At 54.7% G+C, this 21,403-nt stretch carries 18 protein-coding genes and 1 pseudogene; 6 read left to right on the plus strand and 13 right to left on the minus strand.

Features of this window, described 5'->3' with window-relative positions; all coding sequences use genetic code 11:
- Positions 1–74: 74 nt before the first annotated feature.
- The gene (locus AC1DXW_RS16290) at positions 75–854 is read right to left on the minus strand and encodes an SDR family NAD(P)-dependent oxidoreductase (RefSeq protein WP_477760203.1); all 780 of its coding nucleotides are present in this window, start codon (positions 852–854) and stop codon (positions 75–77) included.
- Positions 855–1,320: 466 nt separating this feature from the next.
- Between AC1DXW_RS16290 and fdhA the strand changes: the two genes are divergently transcribed.
- Positions 1,321–2,520 (plus strand): formaldehyde dehydrogenase, glutathione-independent, encoded by a 1,200-nt coding sequence (gene fdhA, locus AC1DXW_RS16295; protein ID WP_477755859.1) that lies wholly within the window; start codon positions 1,321–1,323, stop codon positions 2,518–2,520.
- A gap of 101 nt (positions 2,521–2,621) precedes the next feature.
- Here the strand turns inward: fdhA and AC1DXW_RS16300 are convergent, their stop codons facing one another.
- The 11 genes and pseudogenes from AC1DXW_RS16300 to AC1DXW_RS16350 all read right to left on the minus strand — a co-directional run.
- The gene (locus AC1DXW_RS16300; RefSeq protein ID WP_477760204.1) at positions 2,622–3,539 is read right to left on the minus strand and encodes a DMT family transporter; all 918 of its coding nucleotides are present in this window, start codon (positions 3,537–3,539) and stop codon (positions 2,622–2,624) included.
- A gap of 35 nt (positions 3,540–3,574) precedes the next feature.
- On the minus strand, positions 3,575–4,588 hold the full coding sequence (locus AC1DXW_RS16305) for a GlxA family transcriptional regulator (RefSeq protein ID WP_477755857.1): 1,014 nt from the start codon (positions 4,586–4,588) through the stop codon (positions 3,575–3,577).
- A gap of 104 nt (positions 4,589–4,692) precedes the next feature.
- Positions 4,693–5,691 carry a 4-hydroxyproline epimerase gene (locus AC1DXW_RS16310; protein ID WP_477755856.1) on the minus strand — a complete coding sequence of 333 codons (999 nt, stop codon included), beginning with the start codon at positions 5,689–5,691 and terminating at the stop codon, positions 4,693–4,695.
- Between the two features lie 12 nt (positions 5,692–5,703).
- On the minus strand, positions 5,704–6,552 hold the full coding sequence (locus AC1DXW_RS16315; RefSeq protein ID WP_477760205.1) for an ABC transporter permease: 849 nt from the start codon (positions 6,550–6,552) through the stop codon (positions 5,704–5,706).
- The gene (locus AC1DXW_RS16320) at positions 6,549–7,397 is read right to left on the minus strand and encodes an ABC transporter permease (RefSeq protein WP_477755854.1); all 849 of its coding nucleotides are present in this window, start codon (positions 7,395–7,397) and stop codon (positions 6,549–6,551) included. The genes AC1DXW_RS16315 and AC1DXW_RS16320 overlap by 4 nt, the downstream gene beginning before the upstream one ends.
- The gene (locus tag AC1DXW_RS16325) at positions 7,394–8,512 is read right to left on the minus strand and encodes a quaternary amine ABC transporter ATP-binding protein (RefSeq protein WP_477760206.1); all 1,119 of its coding nucleotides are present in this window, start codon (positions 8,510–8,512) and stop codon (positions 7,394–7,396) included. Before AC1DXW_RS16325 ends, AC1DXW_RS16320 begins: the two co-directional genes overlap by 4 nt.
- A gap of 75 nt (positions 8,513–8,587) precedes the next feature.
- Positions 8,588–9,439, minus strand: coding sequence for a glycine betaine ABC transporter substrate-binding protein (locus AC1DXW_RS16330; protein WP_477756990.1), 852 nt, complete (start codon positions 9,437–9,439; stop codon positions 8,588–8,590).
- Positions 9,440–9,506: 67 nt separating this feature from the next.
- Positions 9,507–10,853 carry an NAD(P)/FAD-dependent oxidoreductase gene (locus AC1DXW_RS16335; protein ID WP_477760207.1) on the minus strand — a complete coding sequence of 449 codons (1,347 nt, stop codon included), beginning with the start codon at positions 10,851–10,853 and terminating at the stop codon, positions 9,507–9,509.
- Positions 10,850–12,367, minus strand: coding sequence for an aldehyde dehydrogenase (locus AC1DXW_RS16340; protein WP_477756082.1), 1,518 nt, complete (start codon positions 12,365–12,367; stop codon positions 10,850–10,852). Before AC1DXW_RS16340 ends, AC1DXW_RS16335 begins: the two co-directional genes overlap by 4 nt.
- Positions 12,360–13,271 (minus strand): dihydrodipicolinate synthase family protein, encoded by a 912-nt coding sequence (locus AC1DXW_RS16345; protein WP_477760208.1) that lies wholly within the window; start codon positions 13,269–13,271, stop codon positions 12,360–12,362. Before AC1DXW_RS16345 ends, AC1DXW_RS16340 begins: the two co-directional genes overlap by 8 nt.
- Positions 13,268–13,411 (minus strand): annotated as a pseudogene (locus AC1DXW_RS16350) (GntR family transcriptional regulator); the annotation flags it as partial. The gene AC1DXW_RS16345 and the pseudogene AC1DXW_RS16350, both read right to left, overlap by 4 nt.
- Positions 13,412–14,018: 607 nt before the next feature.
- Between AC1DXW_RS16350 and AC1DXW_RS16355 the strand changes: the two are divergent.
- Positions 14,019–15,254 carry an aromatic ring-hydroxylating oxygenase subunit alpha gene (locus AC1DXW_RS16355; RefSeq protein WP_477756084.1) on the plus strand — a complete coding sequence of 412 codons (1,236 nt, stop codon included), beginning with the start codon at positions 14,019–14,021 and terminating at the stop codon, positions 15,252–15,254.
- 114 nt (positions 15,255–15,368) lie between these two features.
- Here AC1DXW_RS16355 and AC1DXW_RS16360 read toward each other — a convergent pair whose 3' ends face one another.
- On the minus strand, positions 15,369–16,322 hold the full coding sequence (locus AC1DXW_RS16360; RefSeq protein ID WP_477760209.1) for a LysR family transcriptional regulator: 954 nt from the start codon (positions 16,320–16,322) through the stop codon (positions 15,369–15,371).
- A gap of 450 nt (positions 16,323–16,772) precedes the next feature.
- Here AC1DXW_RS16360 and AC1DXW_RS16365 point away from each other — a divergent pair, with 450 nt between their 5' ends.
- The 4 genes from AC1DXW_RS16365 to AC1DXW_RS16380 all read left to right on the plus strand — a co-directional run bounded on the left by AC1DXW_RS16365 (position 16,773) and on the right by AC1DXW_RS16380 (position 21,375).
- Complete coding sequence (locus AC1DXW_RS16365; protein WP_477760210.1) at positions 16,773–17,810, plus strand: quaternary amine ABC transporter ATP-binding protein; 1,038 nt, start codon at positions 16,773–16,775, stop codon at positions 17,808–17,810.
- A gap of 48 nt (positions 17,811–17,858) precedes the next feature.
- Positions 17,859–18,827, plus strand: coding sequence for a glycine betaine/L-proline ABC transporter permease ProW (proW, locus tag AC1DXW_RS16370; RefSeq protein WP_477760211.1), 969 nt, complete (start codon positions 17,859–17,861; stop codon positions 18,825–18,827).
- A 113-nt stretch (positions 18,828–18,940) separates the two neighbouring features.
- Positions 18,941–19,939: a glycine betaine/L-proline ABC transporter substrate-binding protein ProX gene (gene proX, locus AC1DXW_RS16375; protein ID WP_477756892.1), complete on the plus strand. Its 999-nt coding sequence runs from the start codon at positions 18,941–18,943 to the stop codon at positions 19,937–19,939.
- An 86-nt stretch (positions 19,940–20,025) separates the two neighbouring features.
- Positions 20,026–21,375 (plus strand): MmgE/PrpD family protein, encoded by a 1,350-nt coding sequence (locus AC1DXW_RS16380; RefSeq protein WP_477760212.1) that lies wholly within the window; start codon positions 20,026–20,028, stop codon positions 21,373–21,375.
- Positions 21,376–21,403: the final 28 nt, after the last annotated feature.

Genomic DNA, 21,403 nt, shown 5'->3' on the forward strand with positions numbered 1-21,403 from the left:
AATCAGCCTGACTTGCGACGGAGGGAGTCACTTACTCTCCTCCGCTGCAAAATTTCGCGGCGGGCACGCATTGATTACTTGGGCGCTTTGTTCTCTATCAAGCAGTTGCCACCGTCGATCACCAGCAACTCGCCGGTAATGTAACTGGACTCAGGTGACGCCAGGAACGTAACGGCAGCAGCCACTTCCTCCGGGCGACCTGCCCTGCCAACCGGGACATACTTCGCTGCATTCTCTTCCTCTGGAGTGCTTGACCCTGTGGCGATCCAGCCCGGCGCAACCGAGTTCACAGTGATTCCATAGCGCGCGACCTCAAGGGCCAGGCTCATGTTCATACCTACCATCCCAGCTTTGGCCGCAGCATAAGCCGCCTCTCCTGGATGACCTGCCCGAGTGCCAGTCGTGGAGCTGACATTGACGATTCGGCCGTAGTGTCTGTTGCGCATCCCCGGCAAAATTCCACGGGTCAACAGAAAGGCGGTTGTCAGATTCCGAGCAATTGAAAGATTCCAGCTATCGACACTCATGTCCGCCAGATCGGCAAAAGGCTCGGGATGACCCTGCGCGGCCATGCCGGCATTGTTCACAAGAATATCGATTCGTCCCCATACCGACTCTGCCCAAGTGGTAAGTTCAAGGACTTGATCTTCTTCAATCAAGTCCGCCGCACGCCCTTGCGCTTCAAATCCTGCGGCACGTAACTCCTCAACCCGATCATGAATGCGAGCGCTGCTGCCTGTGATTATCAACTTAACGCCCAGGCTGCCCAGTCGCTTCGCAATCGCAATGCCAATGCCTCGTTCACTACCGGCTCCGCTGACAAGCGCTACCTGACCAGTCCAGTCCGCAATCATCGCGCTTGCTCCTATCGTCCGGGGTTAGCCCCTGAATCCATGGAAACTGAGGGGAAATAGATACTCAACATACAACTCACACCTGGCGCTGCAGGTGGATATCCGGGGATACAGGCGCTGATCCTGTTGGTAAGTACTGCATCCTCATGGAAGATCCAGGCTGAATCATAGACGCATTAGGCACGGAGGGACGCATACCTCCAGCAAGCATCGGAACCGACGATAGGCGATTGTTCGGAGCATGGCAGGAAACAGGCGGTGATTGGGTGCTAAATGCCCTCGCAGAGTGCTGATACCAGGCGTAGGATCGATACGATGACTGCTAATCACGCGTGGTTGGAAGGTAACTTCCAACCGATCTGCATTCACGCGCAAACGCAAGACATATACCGCCGCACTGTAAGGCCGCGCGCCCCTTCGCAGTACAAGGGCCGTGTTCTCACAACAACAAAAGCGAGGTGAAAGCATGTCTGGTAATCGTGGTGTCGTGTATCTCGGCGCAGGCAAGGTCGAGGTGCAGACCATCCCCTATCCGAAAATGGAAGACCCGCGCGGCAAGCGCATCGACCATGGCGTGATCCTGCGCGTGGTTTCGACCAATATCTGCGGCTCCGACCAGCATATGGTGCGTGGCCGGACCACGGCCCAGGTCGGGCTGGTACTTGGCCATGAGATCACCGGCGAGGTGATCGAGAGGGGCCGTGACGTGGAAAACGTGCAGATCGGTGACCTGGTCTCGGTGCCGTTCAATGTCGCCTGCGGCCGTTGTCGCAGTTGCAAGGAACAGCACACCGGCGTCTGCCTGACGGTCAACCCGGCGCGCCCCGGCGGTGCCTATGGCTATGTGGACATGGGCGACTGGGTTGGCGGCCAGGCCGAATACGTGCTGGTGCCGTATGCCGACTTCAACCTGCTGAAGCTGCCCGACCGCGACAAGGCCATGGAGAAAATCCGCGACCTGACCTGCCTCTCCGATATCCTGCCGACCGGCTACCACGGCGCGGTCACCGCCGGTGTCGGCCCTGGCAGCACGGTGTATATCGCCGGTGCCGGTCCGGTCGGACTGGCTGCTGCCGCCTCCGCCCGTCTGCTTGGTGCGGCGGTGGTGATCGTCGGCGACGTCAATCCGCTGCGTCTGGCGCATGCCAAGGCCCAGGGCTTCGAGATCGCCGACCTGACCCAGGACACTCCGCTGTACGAGCAAATCGCTAACCTGCTTGGTGAGCCGGAAGTCGATTGTGCGGTCGATGCGGTCGGCTTCGAAGCCCGTGGCCACGGCCATGACGGCGCGCAGCACGAGGCCCCGGCCGATGTGCTCAACGCGCTGATGGGCGTGGTGCGGGTCGCCGGCAATATCGGTATCCCCGGTCTGTATGTCACCGAAGACCCGGGCGCGGTCAACAAAGCCGCCAAGCATGGCAGCCTGAACATCCGTTTCGGCCTCGGCTGGGCCAAGTCCCACAGCTTCCACACCGGCCAGACCCCGACGATGAAGTACAACCGTCAGCTGATGCAGGCGATCATGTGGGACCGGATCAACATTGCCGAGGTCGTCGGCGTGCAGGTAATCAGCCTGGACGACGCGCCGCGCGGTTACCACGAGTTCGATGCCGGGGTGCCGAAAAAATTCGTCATGGATCCGCACAAGCTGTTTAGCGCCGCCTAAGGAGCAGGTTGGGAAAAGGGCAGCTTTGAGCTGCCCTTTTTATGGCCTTGCTCATCCAGGAAACCAACCACACATTGATTACTTCATACATTCAGGTACGTTCACACCTTTGCTTTAATCGCATACAGCCCCCCGATAATCACCAACGCTGCGCCGACAACCACCCAGGTATCAGGGCGCTCGGCAAAAACGATTACACCAACCAAAGTGGCGAACACCAGAAGCGCATAGTTGAAAGGCTGCAGGGTAGAAGCGGTCGCGTACTTCAGTGCTTGAATGAGGAGAATCTGAGCGACTACTCCCGTCAATGACAGGATCCCCATCAAGAAGCCCTGGACCGGAGTCGGAGAAACCCAGGCTGGCAGCCCCACAAATGTAATTGTCAGGGCACCCACACTTGCCATAAAAAGCATGTTCGTCGCAAAGGAATCGTGCTGGCTAATCCGGCGCGTCAGTACATTGAAGAATGCGAACCCTAAAGCAGACAGCAAGGGAATCACGGCCGCGAGTTCAAAGACGCCCGCGCCTGGTCGCAGGATGATCAGTGTGCCGGTGAACCCTATGGCAGCAGCGATCCAACGTCGTAGCCCGACAAACTCTCCTAGCAGGCCCCCCGCCAATGCCAAAGTCATCAGAGGGAATACCGCATAGAGAGCGTGCATTTCAGCCAAACCTAAATATCGTAACCCGACTGCAAACAGTACTATTTCACCAACGGCTAACAGGGCTCGAATGATTTGGAGCCAAGGGTGTTTACTGCATAAAGACTCCTTGACCCTACCTTGGTAGGCGGCATATCCGAAGGCAAAAACGACAAACACCCAGTAACGCACCATGACCAGTTGGGCAACCGGGAAGTCTTTGACAAGCACCTTGGTTATTCCGTCCTGGCTCGCAAAGATAAGCATTGAAAGCAGGCATAGGAAAATCCCGAGTTGAGGCCTTGCGACCCCAGGACTAACGGCAACGGTGGGCGCAGCATTTTCTGTTCGGTCGCACTTCAATCGCAACTCGGTCATGCCCTCCTCCTTAAAATTTTTGCGACAGCCCTTTTTTACTTCACCAACCGCGTTTCTCTCGAAGGCCGGTAACCAAAATACGAGCTGTAGCATTTGCTGAAATGGCTCGGTGAAACAAAGCCGCATGCGACCAGCACATCAACCTGAGACAGCTCTGTGTGCTGAAGCAAGCGCCGTGCTTCGGTAATGCGCAATTCCAGGTAATACCGTTGCGGCGTGGTACCCAGTTGCTCTTTGAACAAGCGCTCTATTTGTCGACGGGAACGTCCGGCATATACCGCCAGTTGGTCCATTTGCAACGGTTCTTCCAGGTTGGCGTCCATCAGTTTGACCACCTCTTTGAGGGGGGCGCTCAACGAGATGTTCTGTGTCGGTTTGATACGCCGATACCGCGACTCTTCGAAAGACAGAATGTCTTCGATGCCCTCGACAAGCGCCTTGCCATGCAGCCCTTTGATCCATTCGAGAGCCATATGATAAGCACCCGCCGGACTCGAAGCCGTGAGCCGGTCTCGATCCATGACAAATGCTTCACTGGTGACATGCGTGACTTTGGAAATTTCTGCGAGCGCAGGTCGGTGCTCGGGATGAATCGCACAACGATACCCTTCAAGTAAACCTGACACGCCCAAAAACCACGCCCCATTCCACAGCCCGGCCAGGGTGATACCCAGTTCCGATGCCGTTTTAAGGATGCTGATCAGCTCGTGATTGACTTTGAGTTCGGTGCGATAGCCGCCGCAGATGACCAGCAAATTAAGGTCTTTGAGTGCTGCGACGTCCAAACGCGCATCCGGTCGAATGACCAGGCCAAGGTCGCTGGTGACCTCTCCGTCCTGCACCCCGAAGGTTCGTGAAGAGAACAACGTAGGCCGCAAAAGGTTGGCAGTGACAATCGTATCGAGCGCTTGCGTAAATGCAGGCAACGAGAAGTGTTCGAGCAGTAAAAATCCTGCCCGGGCATGAGCCGTCGGCTCGCTCCGAGTCTCTTCCAGATAGCGCAGGTTTTTACCTTTCATACACCCGCTGAAATCTCGTCGTTCGATCACTTTGCGCCTCGCTTTTTTTACACTGACAAATGCAGCCTTTGTGCAAACCAAGGTTGAATCTGCGTCTGCGAAGAATCAACCGCTGACGCCGTGACCAAACTGTTTTATGCGAGCTGGAACCCGTGAGCCAGAGGGTCTTTATCATCGACGAAAATGGTGTTGTGACCTATCACCTCAGCCCAGCCGCTGACACTTGGCTTCATTGCGTCGAAGGTTCCGACTTTTACCGACGCCTCAACCTTTCCTTCGTAGATCGTACCAATCAGACTTTCAAGTCGGTAAATGTCGCCGACATTCAGCCGCCCCTTTGCGAAGAGCTGAGCCATCCGGGCCGAGGTACCGGTACCACCGGGAGAACGATCAATAGCTTTATCACCGTAGAATACTGCACAGCGGCCATGCACGGTTCTACTGTGTGGTTTGTCACACCAGATAATGTGGTGAACACCACTGATTCTGCTGTTCTCAGGATGCACAGGGTCACATATGACCGAGAGCGCTGCACGCAGCTTCTGGCTCAACCCCACGATGTCAGCCGTCGTCTGCCCTTCGAATCCAGTCCAGCACTCCTGTGGTTCGACCACCGCATAGAAATTCCCGCCGTAGGCGATGTCCACCGTAAACGTACCAATACCCGGTACTTCCACCACCACATCGGCGCTGTGCAGGTAGCTGGCTACGTTGAACAAGCGAATCGACTCAACAAATTCGCCGCCCATGGTGTATTCGACATCGACCCGTCCTGCCGGTGTTTCAATGGCGAGTTTTCCCGGCTCACGAGGTGTCACCAAGCCCTCTTCAATGACCACGGTCGATAATCCGATGGTGCCCGCTCCACACATCGGCAGGCAGCCGCTGACTTCGATAAACAACGCACCGAAGTCGCAGTCGTCACGTACCGATGGATAGATGATGACGCCGGACATGATGTCGTGCCCCCGGGGCTCGAACATCAATGCGGTGCGTACCCAGTCGTGGTCACGCACGAAAATATCGCGACGCTCCGCCATCGATACGGAGGGCAGCAGCGGTGCTCCGCCCGCTACAACCCGAACCGGGTTGCCGCACGCGTGCGAATCAATGCAAAAAAAGCTGCGTCTCATACTGATGCCCTTTCAAAGGAGTTTGCTGGGGGAGTGACGCTGCAACGCGCCCCGTGACAGTCGATCCAACAGCAGCGCAATAGCGACAATGGCCAGGCCCGCTCGAAGGCCCAAGCCCATCTCCATCCTGGAGAGGCCACGGGTAACTTCAGCCCCCAGACCGCCCGCCCCCACCAAACCAGCCAGCACCACCATCGCCAAGGACATGAGGATGCATTGGTTCAGGCCTACCAACAGCGTGGGTCCGGCTGTCGGCAGTTCAATTTTGAACAGAATGTCTTTAGGTGAAGCACCGGACGCCTGGCCCAACTCAAGGAGATCCTTGGGCAGCTGCTTGAAGGCCAGAGTCGTCAATCTGAGCATCGGCGGGATGCCGTAAACAATCGTTGCGATGATCGCGGGCACCCGTCCCAAGCTGAACAGCATCACTGCGGGGATCAGGTATACCCAGGGCGGCACCGTTTGCATGATGTTCAGAATCGGCAGCAACGCTTCATCTACACGCTTCACCCGGGCGGCCAGAACCCCCAGCGGGAAAGCAATGGCAACAGAGATCAGGACCGACACGCTGACGAGCGCGATCGTCTGGATGGACGCGACCCAAAGGCCAGCGAACAAACAGAAAGCCAACATCAGCGCAGCGAAAACAGCGACTCGCTTATTGGCAAAAAAGAAGGCCGCGACAACGACAATACCGATGAATAAATACGGATGGGGAGCAAGCAGCGTTCCCTCCACTGCACCGAGTACCCCCTCAACGACCTGACTGATCCCTTTGAACAAGCCATGTAAATTCGTGTTCAGCCAGTCAACGGCAGGAGCCAGGTAATCGCCTGGAGAAAATTGAATGTGCGTTGTCATTGGGAAGCCCTCACCCGCGCCTGTGCAGCACTCTGCGCCAGACGATCCAGGATCATGGTCAGGATAACGATAGCGATGGCCGCATTGATCGACTTGGCGATATCCAACGTACGGATGGAACCGTAAATCGCCTCGCCCAAACCGCCCGAACCCACAATGCCGGCGATGACGACCATACCAAACGCCATCATCAGACTTTGGTTGACACCGGCCATGATGCTGGGCATGGCGAACGGTAAGCGGATCTTGAAAAACATCTGCATTCCAGTCACGCCGCTGGCATCTCCCAACTCGATGAACTCCTTGGGTGTCATGCGAATACCCAGGGAGGTCAGTCGTAGCGCAGGGGGAAGCGCAACGATAAAAGTCGCCAACAGCGCCGTGGCAGGGCCGTAGCCGAGCAGTGCAATGGCCGGTAGCAGGTAGATGTAGGGCGGCATCGTTTGGATCAAATCCAGACAAGGATCAACCACACGATCAAAGGCCGGCGCCAGACCGGCAATGACCCCCAGTGGAATGGCGACGACCAGTGCCAGGACAGTCGCTGTGAGCACCAGGGCAAGCGTGCTGACTGTCTCTGGCCACAAGCCGATGACGTCGCAAAACAACAAGGCCAAACCTGTGAGAGTCGCAAAGCGAACGCCAGCCAGACGCCAGCCAATCAACGCCATGACAATCGCTACGGCGTAGTGCGGTGGATAGGCGATACACCACAGCACGCCTTCGTAGATGCCCTTCAGCACCGCATTGACGGCATCGAACACGAACTCGCCATTATCCGAAAGCCATTCCAGTCCTGCATCAATGGAGGTATCAAACTGACTGGAAAAATCCGGCGTGCTCATGCGGACGCCTCCATCGCATTGGCAGTTGCTACGGACGCAGACTCGTTGGGAATACCTTGAACGCCACGCAGCAGATCACGAGGCGTAATGATCCCCACCACTGTTCCGTTATCGACGACGGCAAGCGCGTCGCGCACGGACTTCATCGTCAAACCGATGAGTTCATCGATATCGGCGTCAAGCGAGGTTTTGGTGAGCCTGGAAATGTCGCAAGTCGGATGTGCTGCCTTGTAGGCCTGGACAGACGTCATGACCGAGTGAGCCTTGACCAGATGCAATCGGGAAATGCCGGCGACGAATTCCGCCACGTAGTCGTCAGCCGGGTTGAGCACGATTTCCTCGGCGGTGCCAACCTGAATGATGGCGCCATCTTTCATGATCGCAATGCGGTCACCGATGCGGATGGCCTCGTCCAGGTCGTGTGTAATAAACACCGCGGACTTGCCCAGCTCCTTGGTCAGCTGGCGGAACTCATCCTGCAACTGTCGGCGAATCAGCGGATCAAGCGCGCTGAACGGCTCATCCATCAAAATCACTTCTGGGTCAGCTGTGAGTGCACGCGCCAGTCCGACCCGTTGCTGCATACCCCCGGACAGCTCGCTTGGATAGCGTGAAGTCCACTCGCTCAATCCAACCTTCGCCAGCGCCAGCTCGGCCACTTTGTAACGCTCGGCCTTGCCAACACCCTGCACTTCCAGGCCAAACGCGGTGTTCTCAAGAACCGTACGGTTAGGCAGCAAGGCAACGCTCTGAAAGACCATACCGATATGCCGCGCCCTCACCTCTCGCAACTGTGCGGGTGACAAGGATGAAACGTCCTTGCCTTTGACCAGCACCTTCCCCGAGCTCGGGGTGATCAGCTTGTTCAGCAACCTTATAAGGGTGGATTTGCCACTGCCGGACAAACCCATGATGCAAAAGATTTCCCCCCGGCGAACCTGGAGACTGACATCGGAAACCCCGACCACACAGCCATGGTTTTGCAGGATCTGGGTCTTTGAAAGACCCTGCTGGACAACAGCATCCATGGCTGCCGGTGCATTTTTACCGAAGATTTTCCAAACCGATTGGCAATCTACCAGCACTTCGTCAGTATTAATTGTGGCCATCGTCATTTCGCAATCCATCGAACCAGTTGTTTGCTGGCTTCTCTAATTAATCAAAGGGCGGCAGTGGCAAACAAACAAAACTCAATAGTTCTTGATATTTCCCCAACGATTTACAAGATCTGTATGGCTATCTATCCAGCCCTTGATAGCCTCGTCCATGGTCTTGCCATCCTTGACTTCAGCATTCATTGCGGTGATGTCCGTGATGGGCACATAAACACTGGCCATCAGTTCGCGCGCACGCGGATTGGCTTCAGCGAAGCCTTTGTGCCCGATCCAGTAATAACCCTGCAATGGCGGGAAGACCCCTTTTGGATCTTTCAAGAATTTGAGATCAAATTTCTTGGTCATCCAGGAAGGATCCCAGACGGTTACCGCCACCCATTCTTTTCGATCGACTGCCGACTTTAAAGCCGCGGTCATTGCCGAAGTACTGCCTTCGACCAGCTTGAGCTTGATGTCGTACGCTTTGACCACGTTGTTCGCGTCACTCATCAAACCCGAACCAGGCTCGATGCCAATGATTCTGTTCCCCAGTTTGTCCGCGTTTGCGTTCAGCTGTTCAATGGAGTCGATGTCTACGTAACTGGGTACTGCCATGCCCTGATAAAGACCAAAGGAGACCGGTGACAGCTTCTCGATTTTGTTCTTGTTCTTTTTCCAATAATCGGCGGCGGCGTAATCAATCTGGGATGCCAACACCTGAATATCCCCTTTGCTGAGTGCAGCGTAGGCGATACCCCACTCGGAAAACTCCACGACTTTTACGGTATACCCAGCGTTCTCAAGTACCTTCTTGGTAATGCCGGTAATGGGCACCAAATCCTCCCAGGACATGGTCCCCATTACTATGTTTTTTTCTTCAGCGTGTGCCTGCAAACTCATCATGCCCACCAACGCGAGCGCGCAGAATGCCTTCCAGATATTTCTCATGGATTATTCCGTTCTTATTAGTGACTTGTTAAACGGCCTTTATAGGAAAAGCCGACAACTTAACTTATTAACCTTCTCGCCCGGCCCAAAACTCATGCCAACGAATAACCGAACTGACGCCCAGCTTCGTTATTATCTTGGGGGGTAACCTGCTGGGTCCTGGTGCGTGACTGAAACTGTCCAGAAAGTCAGAACGTGTACCCGAAGCCAACTCCGCCGCCATTACACCTGCCAGGGTGCTCTTGACCGTTCCCAACCCATTTTCGCAGCAAGCCGAATACAGGTTTTCTTCGATCTCGCCAAATGCAGCGGCGCTGTTACGGCTCAAACACAGACGGCCGGCCCAGCTGAACTCCAACGCAGTGGATTTCAATTCGGGAAAGCGTGCATCCAGGGAATGTCGCTGTTCTTTGGCAACCGCAGCTACACGCTCTGGGGTGACCTGGATACTCGGGTCATAGGTGAATTTTGTCCGGATGACGATACGTGAGAGACCGTCTGCAGAGATTTTACGAACAGTCGCTCCCATTGGATCAGCCGGCAACAAGGCCCACCTGGCTTTTCCTGGTACATCTTTCCTGAATTCATCATCACTGTACGCTGCCGTCATGGAGGCGTAAGTGAAGACGTGCAGCAGGCGTCCTTGAAAATGGCCAAAGTCTTCAATGTGGCCGTTGACCGCCAGAATGACCTTGGGTGCGCGCACCACCCCGTTATGAGACCGAGCAGTCCAGCTGGTACCTTGCCTGGACAACTCAATGATTGGAGAGCGCTCATAAAGAGTGATTTCCCCTTCGAGCCCCGCTGCCAGTTCTCTGATGTATTGCGCAGGCTGAATCAACACTGCGCCGGGGGTATAGATCCCACCTTGGTAATAGGTTGACCCAGTGATTTCACGCATTTGCGCTGCATCAAACATCTCGAACTTTTCGCCAATGCGCTCAAGGGATTTGGCGTAATTGACGTTCAGCTTCAAGCCCCGCTCAGTGGCGGCCGCGTTGATCTTCCCTGAAGGATCGAAGGTGTCTGCAGACATGCCGTACTCGCGTGCGGCTTGCGCAGCAAAATCAATCGCGAAACGATTTTGCGTGATTTCCAGAGCCGTTGCAGACTCACTGGCAACGGAGTACTCCCCGGACGACAGACTGTGCGGCACATCGATCATGAAGCCAGAGTTTCTGCCTGCTGGCCCCTTGGCGACTTCATGAGCATCGACCACAACAATGCTGTCACCCGGGTGTAACTGTGAAAGTCTGCGAGCAGCGGACAGGCCGGCAAAACCGGCGCCGATAATCAGCCAATCCGCCGTCACGTTTCCATCAAGCATGCGGACAGGCGCAGTGCGTGCGGAAATCGCCTCCCAACCTGAAACCCCGGTGTCTACCGGCAGGCGCTTGATGGTATGGGTGCTCATTTTTCGGTCTCTTCATCCGACCGATCAGACACATCGATCCAGATGGTTTTGATTTCGGTGTACTGGTCGTGGGCAAAAATGGATTTGTCCCGGCCACCGAACCCTGATTCCTTGTAGCCGCCGAAAGGCGTCGACGCATCGCCCTCACCAAAGCAGTTCACAGTGACAATGCCGGCGCGGATTTCTCGCGACAACTTGATCGCCCGACGCAGACTGCCGGTATAAACCGAGGCCGCCAGGCCGTATACCGTGTCATTGGCCAGGGCAATGGCTTCAGAGATCGTATTGAAGGTGGTCACCGAAAGAATCGGGCCGAAGATCTCTTCCTGGAACAGCCGGTTGTCTCGACCGACACCGTCAATCACGGTTGGCTCTACGAAGGCACCGTCTTTGGTCGCACCACCGTAAACAACTTCAAGCTTTGCGGCGGTGGCGTGCTCAAGGTACGACTTCACTTTTGCGAAATGCTCTGGGCTGACCAGCGACCCTACGCGGTTTTGCGGATCAAGTGGGTCACCCATCTTCCATTCGCGGATGTAGGCGCCCATGCGCTCCAGCAGCTCGTCTTTAACAGACGCGTGGACGATCAGGCGCGAGGTCGCGGAGCAGTTTTCGCCCATGTTCCAGAACGCGCCGTTGACGACATGCTCGGCCACACGATCCAAGTCTTCGGCATCATCCATCACTACCGCCGGATTTTTCCCGCCGCATTCGAGCACGATGCGTTTCAGGTTCGAATCGGCTGCGTAATGCAGGAAACGGCGGCCGGTCGCAGTGGAGCCGGTGAAGCTCACCATGTCGACGTCGTTATGCAAGCCAATCGGCTCGCCGACCTCTTTGCCCGTGCCGGTCACAATGTTGAGGACACCGGCGGGTATACCGGCTTCAAACGCCAGCTGAGCGACACGTAACGTGGTCAGCGACGTTTGTTCGGCAGGTTTGACGATGACCGAGCATCCTGCGGCGAGCGCCGGGCCGATTTTCCAGGCCAGCATCAGCAGCGGGAAGTTCCAGGGCAACACGCAGCCCACCACGCCGATCGGCTCCCGAACGACCATGGTCAGCGCGTCGCTGCCCACCGGGGCGGTGTTGTCATAAATCTTGTCGATCAGTTCCGCGTGCCAACGCAGGGTGTGGATGGTGTCCGGCACATCGACCAGCTGACACTCACTAACAGGCTTGCCGCTATCGAGGCTTTCGAGGACGGCCAGTTCGTGTTGATGGCTTTCAAGCAGGCTCGCAAACTTCAGCAGAACAGCTTTGCGCTCCCTGGGAGAAATCGATCTCCAGCGTCCATCCTCGAAGGCCTCTTTGGCGTTACTCACCGCAAAGTCGACATCCTCGGACGAACAGGCAGCGACGTCTGTCAAAAACTCACCCGTTGCCGGGTTGTTCGTGGCGAAGGTTTTGCCAGAGATCGCGGGCTTGAACGCGCCATTGATGAACGCGTTGGATGGCAGCGAAATGTCTTTAGCCAGAGCGGCATATTCGGCCTTGCTCAGAAGATCACCCATGGCTGGCTCCCGAAGTAATGTTGGCTACGTTGCGTTTAAGTTCAGTAATGACCGACGCGAAACCCTGCTTTTCGTCCGCTTCAAGTGGCTGCAATGGCAGGCGCACGTTACCGACTTTCAATCCGGCAACTTCGCAGCCGTACTTGATCGACTGCACGAACTTGCCACCGTCCAGGGCATTCATCAGCGGCATCATTGCCGACATGATTTGACGGCCTTTGTCGAAGTTCTTTTCGATCACGCAGGCTTCATAAAGCGCAACGTGTTCCTTGGGCAGGAAGTTGGAACCTGCGCACACCCAACTGCGGGCGCCCCAGGCAAAAAACTCGAGGGCCTGGTCGTCCCATCCACAGGACAAGGCGATGTTGGGAAACTGCCGGGCCAGCATATGCACCTGGCCCATGTCGCCGGAACTTTCCTTGATGGCGACGACGTTTTTCGATTGACTGACACGCGTGAAATATTCTTCATCCATCGAAACGCACATGCGCCCCGGATAGTTGTAAAGCATGATCGGCAAGTCCGCTGCGCGATCGATCGTGAGCGCGTGAATCGCGTTTTCCTGTGAGGTTGGCAGCGCGTAAGGCGGGGACGTAACGAGAATGGCGTCCGCTTTGATCGATTTGGCATCCTTGGCGTACTGAACCGCATCTTCGGTACGAATCGCCCCGGTACTGACGATCAGTTGCACCCGAGTGCCGATCACATCTTTGGCGTAGGCCGCCAACTCGGTGCGTTCTTCCGAAGTCTGCGCATAATACTCGCCGGTCGACCCGCCGATAATAATGCCGTGCACCTTCGCCTCAATCAGCGATTCCAAAACTTCCGAGTACACATTCCAGTCAATCTCCCCATCAGAGTTATAAGGAGTTACTGCTGGCGTATAAATACCTTCAAATTTCAAGATAAATGCTCCGAATGCGAGTTACGTGGAAGGTCAACGAGCGCGTCAGCCTTGATGCCTTGAGGCGCGATAAAAATCTCCATGTTTTCACGGGACAGTTCCCAGTGTTCAAACACGAGATAAACGACGGCGCTTTGGTTAACTGTTGAATCCAGACTGGCATGGGCCAAGAAGGCGGTCAATAGAGTGTATTTCCGGCGTATACATTTCTAGAGGGATGCTTCACTCGTCATTAAAAATACTTTTTTCTTTGTTTTCAATGACTTGAAATTCCCTCATCAGAGCCGCGACGTCAATCGATAACATTTGTTTATGCATTGATAAGAGTAAATGTTTCTTGTTGATGCATCATTGCCGTCGTAGTCTTACAACAGCGATATTCTACCGACGAATTGGCGGCGAAGCTCACTTGTACACTCGTCCCATTAGTTAGGATCCGTTTGCCCGGGCTCGACTAAGGTACTGTAGAAATATTGCTATCGATGCAAACATCGGCATTTAAGAATTGTCTGCATTAGTAAGGACTCAGAAACGAAATGAGTGCACGGATGGCACCACCATCCAAGAAGGCACATTTTTCGTAAGACGCTTCCTGGACGTGGCAAACCGTTCCGGTTCGCGGATAGAAGCAGCACGGTTTGATGGTCTTGCATCCACAGACGGTACTGCGAACTCAAGACCGTTTAGCCTCATCTCGCTGAGCTGGCTGAATGTGTCGCCCCTTTGGTATTTTGGAGTGTGTTGACCGTGAGCACTAAATCGGCAGTTTCAAATCTTGTTGCGCAGCGCAAGCCTGACCATGCGCTGCCAGGTGCCCTCTATAGCGACCCGGATGTTTACAGGCAGGATCTGGAACAGATCTGGCACAAAAGCTGGATCTTCGCAGGGCACACATTTGAGCTGGAGAAGTCGGGTCAGTACCTGTCGCTGCAAATCGGCGATTACCCTGTCGCTATCGTGCGCGGCGCAGACAAGCAGATTCGTGCATTCCACAACGCCTGCCGCCATCGCGGCTCCAAGGTGTGCCCGGAAGCAAGCGGCAAGGTCGCCAAGCTGGTGTGCCCTTACCACAAATGGACATTCGAGCTGGATGGCAGACTGCTTTTCGCCGGGAACATGGGGGACGATTTCGACAAGTCTCAGCATGGTTTGAAACCCGTGCATTGTGAGGTCGTCGAAACCTACATCTATGTGTGCGTCGCTGACGTCGCCCCTGACTTTTCTTCATTCAGAAAGTCCGTCACCCCTTTCGTTGCGCCTCATAACCTGGACGACTGCAAAGTCGCGTTTGAGTCGAACATCATCGAGAAAGGCAACTGGAAACTGGTTTTCGAGAACAACCGCGAGTGTTACCACTGCGATTTTACTCACCCGGAATTGATGCACTCATTCGTCGACAACCCATCAGTGGGCGGCGCTGGCGGTGATGAGGATCTCGAACTCAAAGAGCATTGGGACCGCTGCGAAGCGGCAGGCCTGCCAAGCCGATTGGTCATGGACGAAGACGGTCGCTTCCGCATGACGCGCATCCCCCTGTTTTCCGGGGCCGTCAGCTACACAATGGATGGCAAGCCTGCGGTTGGCGGTCGCTTGGACACAACCGGTGAAGCCAACATCGGTGCGCTGCTTTATTTCAACTACCCATCGACCTGGAACCACTTTCTGGGCGATCACGCGCTGAGCTTCCGCGTTCTGCCCATCGGTCCGGGCGAGACGTTGGTCACTACAAAATGGATCGTCAAGAAGGACGCGCAGGAAGGTGTCGACTACGACATCGATCGCCTGACCAAGGTTTGGCTTGCAACCAATGACCAGGATCGCACCCTGGTGGAAGGCGCACAGGTAGGGGTCAGCTCCCCTGCTTACGAGCCGGGCCCGTTATCGGTGGCTAGCGAAATTGGTGTGTGTCAGTTTGATGACTGGTACTGCAAAACGATGCTTGAGCAACTCAATGACACGATCCCGTTAAGGTCTGTCGGCTAAGTGCAAAACTGCCGGTGGTGAGCACCACGAATGATCACCACCGGCACACCCAAACCTCTCCCCTCTGCGCAAACCGAGTCACTGCCCAGCCAGCACTCCTATCTTCTAAACGGCTCAGGAAAACTGGGCGAGAATCCAGTCTCGTAGTCGGCAACACGCTTCGTCGCTCACCCGGTCTTCACGGAAAGTCAGATAATGCTGGCTTTCATGGAGAACCACTTCCTGATCGACTGGACGAACCAGTGATCCGTTTTCGATTAGATTCGCAACCAGATGATTCCATCCAAGGGCTACACCCTGGTGGGTCAAAACCATACTTATCACCAGGTTGTAGTCGTTTGCATTGAAAACGTGAGGGCTATCGTGAGGCCGCTTTTCAATATCGACATCGTGATAGGCCAGCCAAACGCCCCAGTCGACGTGCTCCGCTACCTGGGATCGGCCATAGGGGCTGAGATTTAGCAAAACCCCATCGCGCAACCCTTCCAGGCTGGACAGCTCAGGATGCTCCTCTTTATATCGAGGTGTGCACACCGGGTAGATGACGTCATGAAACAACGGATAACTACGATAACCATCCTGAACCTTGGCCATCTTGGTGATGAAGATGTCGGGGGTTACACCGGGTTCCATCGACAAAAAGTTTTGAGTGGTCACCAGATTCAGATCGATATCAGCGTTCTGAGTGAAAAAACCCGGCAGTTTGGCTGCTAACCAAAGAGCCGAAAACGCTGGGGAACAGCAAAGCGTCAGCGTTCGCTTACCTGCATTGTTGGTGCGAATGCGTTCCGCTGCCTGGGAGATGTTTACGAAGGAAAGCTGCGCAGCATCGAAAAAAATGGAGCCGGCCTCAGTCAGCTCGACCGCTCGACCGACCCTCTTGAACAGATCAACCCCAAGGTACGTCTCAAGCTCTCGAATCTGACGACTGATTGCCGCTTGAGTAACGCACAGTGCCTCTGCCGCTCGCGTGAAACTCTGGTATTTGGCGGCCGCTACGAATGACTTGACTGCTTTCAGAGACGGCATTTTCAGCAACGTCATATCTGGATCGATGTGCTTAACCATAACCTAAAGTATTTAATGTCCGGTTCGGGGCCCCTTGGGAGGGCCTTAAAGGAGGAGATCGGCGGGAGGGTTCCACCTGGGAGTGCATGCTTGAGAGTAGCTGAAAGAGAAGGTCTACAACAGGGAAAACGGCGCTTCGCTGAACAACAAACACTGGCGGCATCGAAAACGGATATCAACGCAGGATCGATAACATAGCGTTATTGATTGGTCAGAAGAAATGTTGTTAGACGCTGACTCTATTAGGTAATAACTTGTCACTCAAGGCACTGCCAAATTCAGCGTCGATAAAACAAAAATAATAAACATCACATAATAAAGAGGATGGTCACAATGACTAATTCCCAACTCTTCTCCCAGCTTGACTGCCCCCAAAAGCACCGTCTTAACTGATCAAGACACGTATACCTAAATTCTTGATCTTACGCCGTAATTGCAACAGGAGGGGTTATGAGTCTTGGTGACGAGATACTCTCGGTAAAAAACATTTACAAAGTCTTTGGCCCTCAGCCGAAGCTCGCGATGGAGATGCTGGCTCGCGGTGCTGACAAGAATGAAATTTTCAGCAAAACCGGTCAAGTCGTTGGCGTTTTTAATGCCAGTTTCTCCGTAAAACGTGGAGAGATTTTCGTCATCATGGGTCTTTCCGGTTCTGGAAAGTCGACGATGGTGCGGTTATTCAATCGACTGATCGAGCCAACCTCTGGAACAATCCATCTTAACGGACAAGAAATCACCGGTCTTTCGGACGCCGACCTTCTTAGCGTTCGTCGCAAAGACATGAGTATGGTGTTTCAGTCGTTTGCGCTGATGCCACACATGAGTGTGATCGACAACGTTGCTTTCGGTCTGGAAATCTCTGGTGTCGAGGAGAGCGAGCGGCATAAGCGTGCACTTGAGGCACTCAAACAGGTAGGTCTCGAGGGACACGCCTACAGCTATCCGCACCAGCTGTCTGGCGGTATGCAGCAGCGCGTGGGTTTAGCCCGAGCGCTGGCCAATGACCCTGCCATCCTGCTGATGGATGAAGCCTTCTCTGCTCTCGACCCGTTGATTCGCAGCGAAATGCAGGGCGAATTGATCCGCCTGCAAGCAGAACAACAGCGCACCATCATCTTCATCTCGCATGACATTGAAGAGGCAATTCGCATCGGCCATCGCATTGCGATCATGGAAGGTGGCCGCGTGATACAGATCGGTACTCCACAAGAGCTGCTTTGCAACCCGGTGAATGATTACGTCAAAGCGTTCTTCAAAGGTTTCGATGCCTCGAAGATTCTGAAGGCTGGCGATGTTGCCAAGATCTGTGCTGAGCACCCTTACGCCAAGGACCAGTCCACACCTACGCTGCAGGCTGACGCTCCACTTCATGACGTCTTTCACATCGTCGCCAATGCCGTTAACCCGGTTGCCGTGCTGGATCGCCAGGGTGTTTTCAAAGGCACGATTTCCAAGAGCCTACTGCTCCAGACAATGAGCCGTCACTAATAGTCTCTATTTGTTGGCTTGCCAGGCTCAGACATTCAGGTGATTAGCATGAACGAATTCAGTCTTCTAGACCCGTTTCAATCCATCAACGTCCCCTTGGGCCAATGGGTAGAGGTCGCCCTAAATTTTCTGGTACAAAATTTCCGCGAGATATTTCGTTCGATAAGATGGCCAATCGATCAAGTTCTGAACGGCATTCAATATGGATTGCTGTCTATTCCTCCGTCGATTTTCATCATTGCTGCAACGCTATTCGGCTGGCAGGTGGGAGGAAAAAAAATAGGCATCCTCTGCTTCGTTACCCTCTCCCTTTTAGGGGTGATCGGCGTGTGGAATGACGCGATGATAACCCTCGCGCTGGTGCTCACTTCACTGTTCTTCTGCGCGATTATTGGCATACCGTTGGGAGTCCTGTGCGCCCGCAGTGACCGATTGGAAATGCTTCTTCGCCCGGTATTGGACGCGATGCAAACGCTGCCAGCGTTCGTCTATCTGGTACCCGTCGTCATGCTGTTTGGCATCGGAAACGTACCGGGGGTGTTGGTCACGATCATCTTCTCGGTGGCGCCGCTCGTCAGGCTTACTAACCTGGGAATCAGGCAAGTGCCAGAGGATAAGGTCGAGGCAGCCAGAGCCTTCGGATGTACCCCACGTCAAATGCTGATGCGAGTCCAGTTTCCGTTGGCCGCCCCTACGATCATGGCCGGGTTGAATCAGGCATTGATGTTGTCACTTTCGATGGTTGTGATCGCATCGATGATCTCGGTGGGTGGACTGGGTCTGATGGTACTTCGCGGTATTGGGCGCCTCGATATGGGCCTGGCGACCGTGGGTGGCCTGGGCTTGGTTTTACTGGCGATCTTTCTTGACCGCCTGACCCAGGCAATGGGCGAGCGCAGCAATAGAGCAACCAGAGGCGAACATTGGTACCAGACAGGCCCTGTAGGGGTGTTGTATCGCCTGAAAAGACAAAGTGTCGTTAAAGAAGAAATAGATATCAGGCCAAAGAAAAGTTAACCCGCGTAGCAGCGCGCCCCTGAACCTAATAAAAAGCTGGCTCCTTAAACCACGCAAGGTAGACGATAATGAATTTCACACAATGCACAATGAAACAAAAACTTATTCGTTCTATGGCGCTTCTAGCATTAACGGTATCACCTGTTTTCGCATCCGCTGCGACAGCGCAACAACCCGGCCAAGGGATATCAATCACCCCCATCTTCCCGTCTATCGCCGAAGAGCGATTTCGCGGAGAGATTGCAATGGCGGGCCTTAAAGAGCTGGGGTACAAAGTTCAGACTCCCAAGGAGACCGAGTATTCCACCATGTTTGTGGCGATCTCTGGTGGCGATGCTGACTTCACGGTACATATGTGGGAGACGCTGCATGAGGCTTTTTACAAAAAAGCCGGTGGCGATGACACGATGGTGAAGTCCGGCGACATTATGCCGGGTGTTTTGCAGGGCTACATGATTGATAAAAAAACGGCTGATGAGCACCACATTACGTCTATCGCAGATTTGCAGAAACCGGAGATTGCCAAGCTGTTCGATGGCGATGGTGACGGTAAAGCGGACCTGACGGGTTGCAACCCCGGTTGGGGCTGTGAACTGATCATTGCACACCATATGAAAGCCTATGACCTGAACAAGACCGTTTCAAATAACCAGGGCTCCTATTTTGCCCTGATGGCCGACACCATTGCTCGTTATAAACAAGGCAAGCCGATTCTCTATTACACCTGGGTACCTCAGTGGATTTCCGGTGTACTGGTCGAAGGCAAAGATGTTGTGTGGCTGACCGTGCCGCGTACCGATCTTCCGAGTGGCAAGAACGATACCAATACTACATTCAATGGCAAAAACCTGGGTTTCCCGGTAGACGTCGTCAAAGCCGTTGTTAACAAAGAGTTCGCCGAGAAGAATCCGGCGGCGGAAAAGTTTTTGTCTGAAATGCAGATCACCACCGACGACGAAAGCGCGCAGAATCTCAAAATGCACAATGGTGAGAAAAGTGCAGCTGACATTACGCGCCATGCCTCGGAATGGATCGCCGCTCATCGCGCAAAGTACGATAGCTGGATAGCAGACGCCCGCGCCGCTGCAAATACCGCCACCGCAAAGAAGTAGTCTCGTCATCTAAAGCTGCGTAAAGGTTGCCCCTCGCCGGGCAACTTTTTTATCCGTTTCGGCGTTCATCATTCAGGAATCATGAAATGCAGTTGTATTCATTCGTCCAGAATTTCAGTTACAAGGACGCGCCCCTGCATACACGCGAGCTGGTTAAAACTTGCCTGCTCGACATCATTGGTGTGGCCGCCGGAGCCCGCGACAATCAAACCAGCGTTATGCTCAAAACTTACGCTGACACCCACTACTCAGCCAATAAGCTGTCCAGCCGCCTTTGGTTCGACGGCAGAGCCGTACATCCATTGGGGGCCGCTTATGCAGGCGGCTTCAGCGTAGATAGCCTGGATGCACATGAAGGTCACTTCACATCCAAGGGGCACGCGGGTGCAACTGTTGTCCCGGCCATTGTTGCATTGGTAGACGCGTATCGCAGTCAAGGCAAAGACATCAGCGGCGAGGAGTTCCTCAGCGCACTGTGCATTGGTTACGAGACGGCCTTGCGTGCGGGCCAGGCCTTAATGGCCACTGCCCCGGAATATCATGCCTCAGGCGCGTTTTCCGGAATCGGGGTCGTTTGTGCGGGAGCCCGCCTGCTGAAACTGGATGAAACGACGTTTCGTCACGCGCTGGGTATCGCGGAATATTTTGGCCCGAGGTGCCCGATGATGCGCCTGGTGAGCTTTCCGACGATGTTGCGTGATGCCCACGGCGCCGGGGCGTATGCCGGACTGAACGCATTACTGATGGCACAGCTCGGTGTCACTGGCGCTCCAGCCGCTACCGTTGAACCTTTGGAGATTTCCACTTTCTGGCAGGACATCGGAACCCGCTGGGAGATTGATGAACAATATTTCAAACCGTGGCCGGTATGTCGCTGGGCGCAGCCGGCACTCACGGCCATGACCGATTTGATGCGAGCGTATCCAGTCATCACTGCGGAGTTGATCGAGACCATAAATGTCGAGACATTCCATGAGTCTGTGTGCTTGCAGGGGCATTTTCCGAAGAATGCGGACGAGGCCCAGTATGCGCTAGCGTTCCCACTTGCCGCCTTGATCGTTCGCGGAAAGCTGGGCCCTGACGAAGTCACTGGGGATTCCATTCATGCGCCGGACATCTTGAACATCAGCGAGAAGATAATCCTTCATGAGGCGCCCGACCTGTCCGCCAGGTTCCCGGAGGAAATTCTCTCCCGCGTCACGGTTACCCTGAAAGACGGCACGCGTCTTACGAGCCCAACCGCGACGGCCAAGGGCGACCCCGGCAACCCTATGTCGAGTGCCGAACTCACGGCTAAATATCATTTGCTGGCTGATGACAGCTTGGGATCCACGCTCAGCAATGCGATCAAGAACAGTGTTGAAGCACTGCCTGAGAGTGATGACTGCCAGTCATTCTTTGATTTGTTGCTGTCTGCTCCAAAAACCGCTGTCTAGATTGCGCAACGGTTTCGTAGCTATTGGT

The organism is Pseudomonas sp. P4_C4 (genome assembly GCF_056402055.1).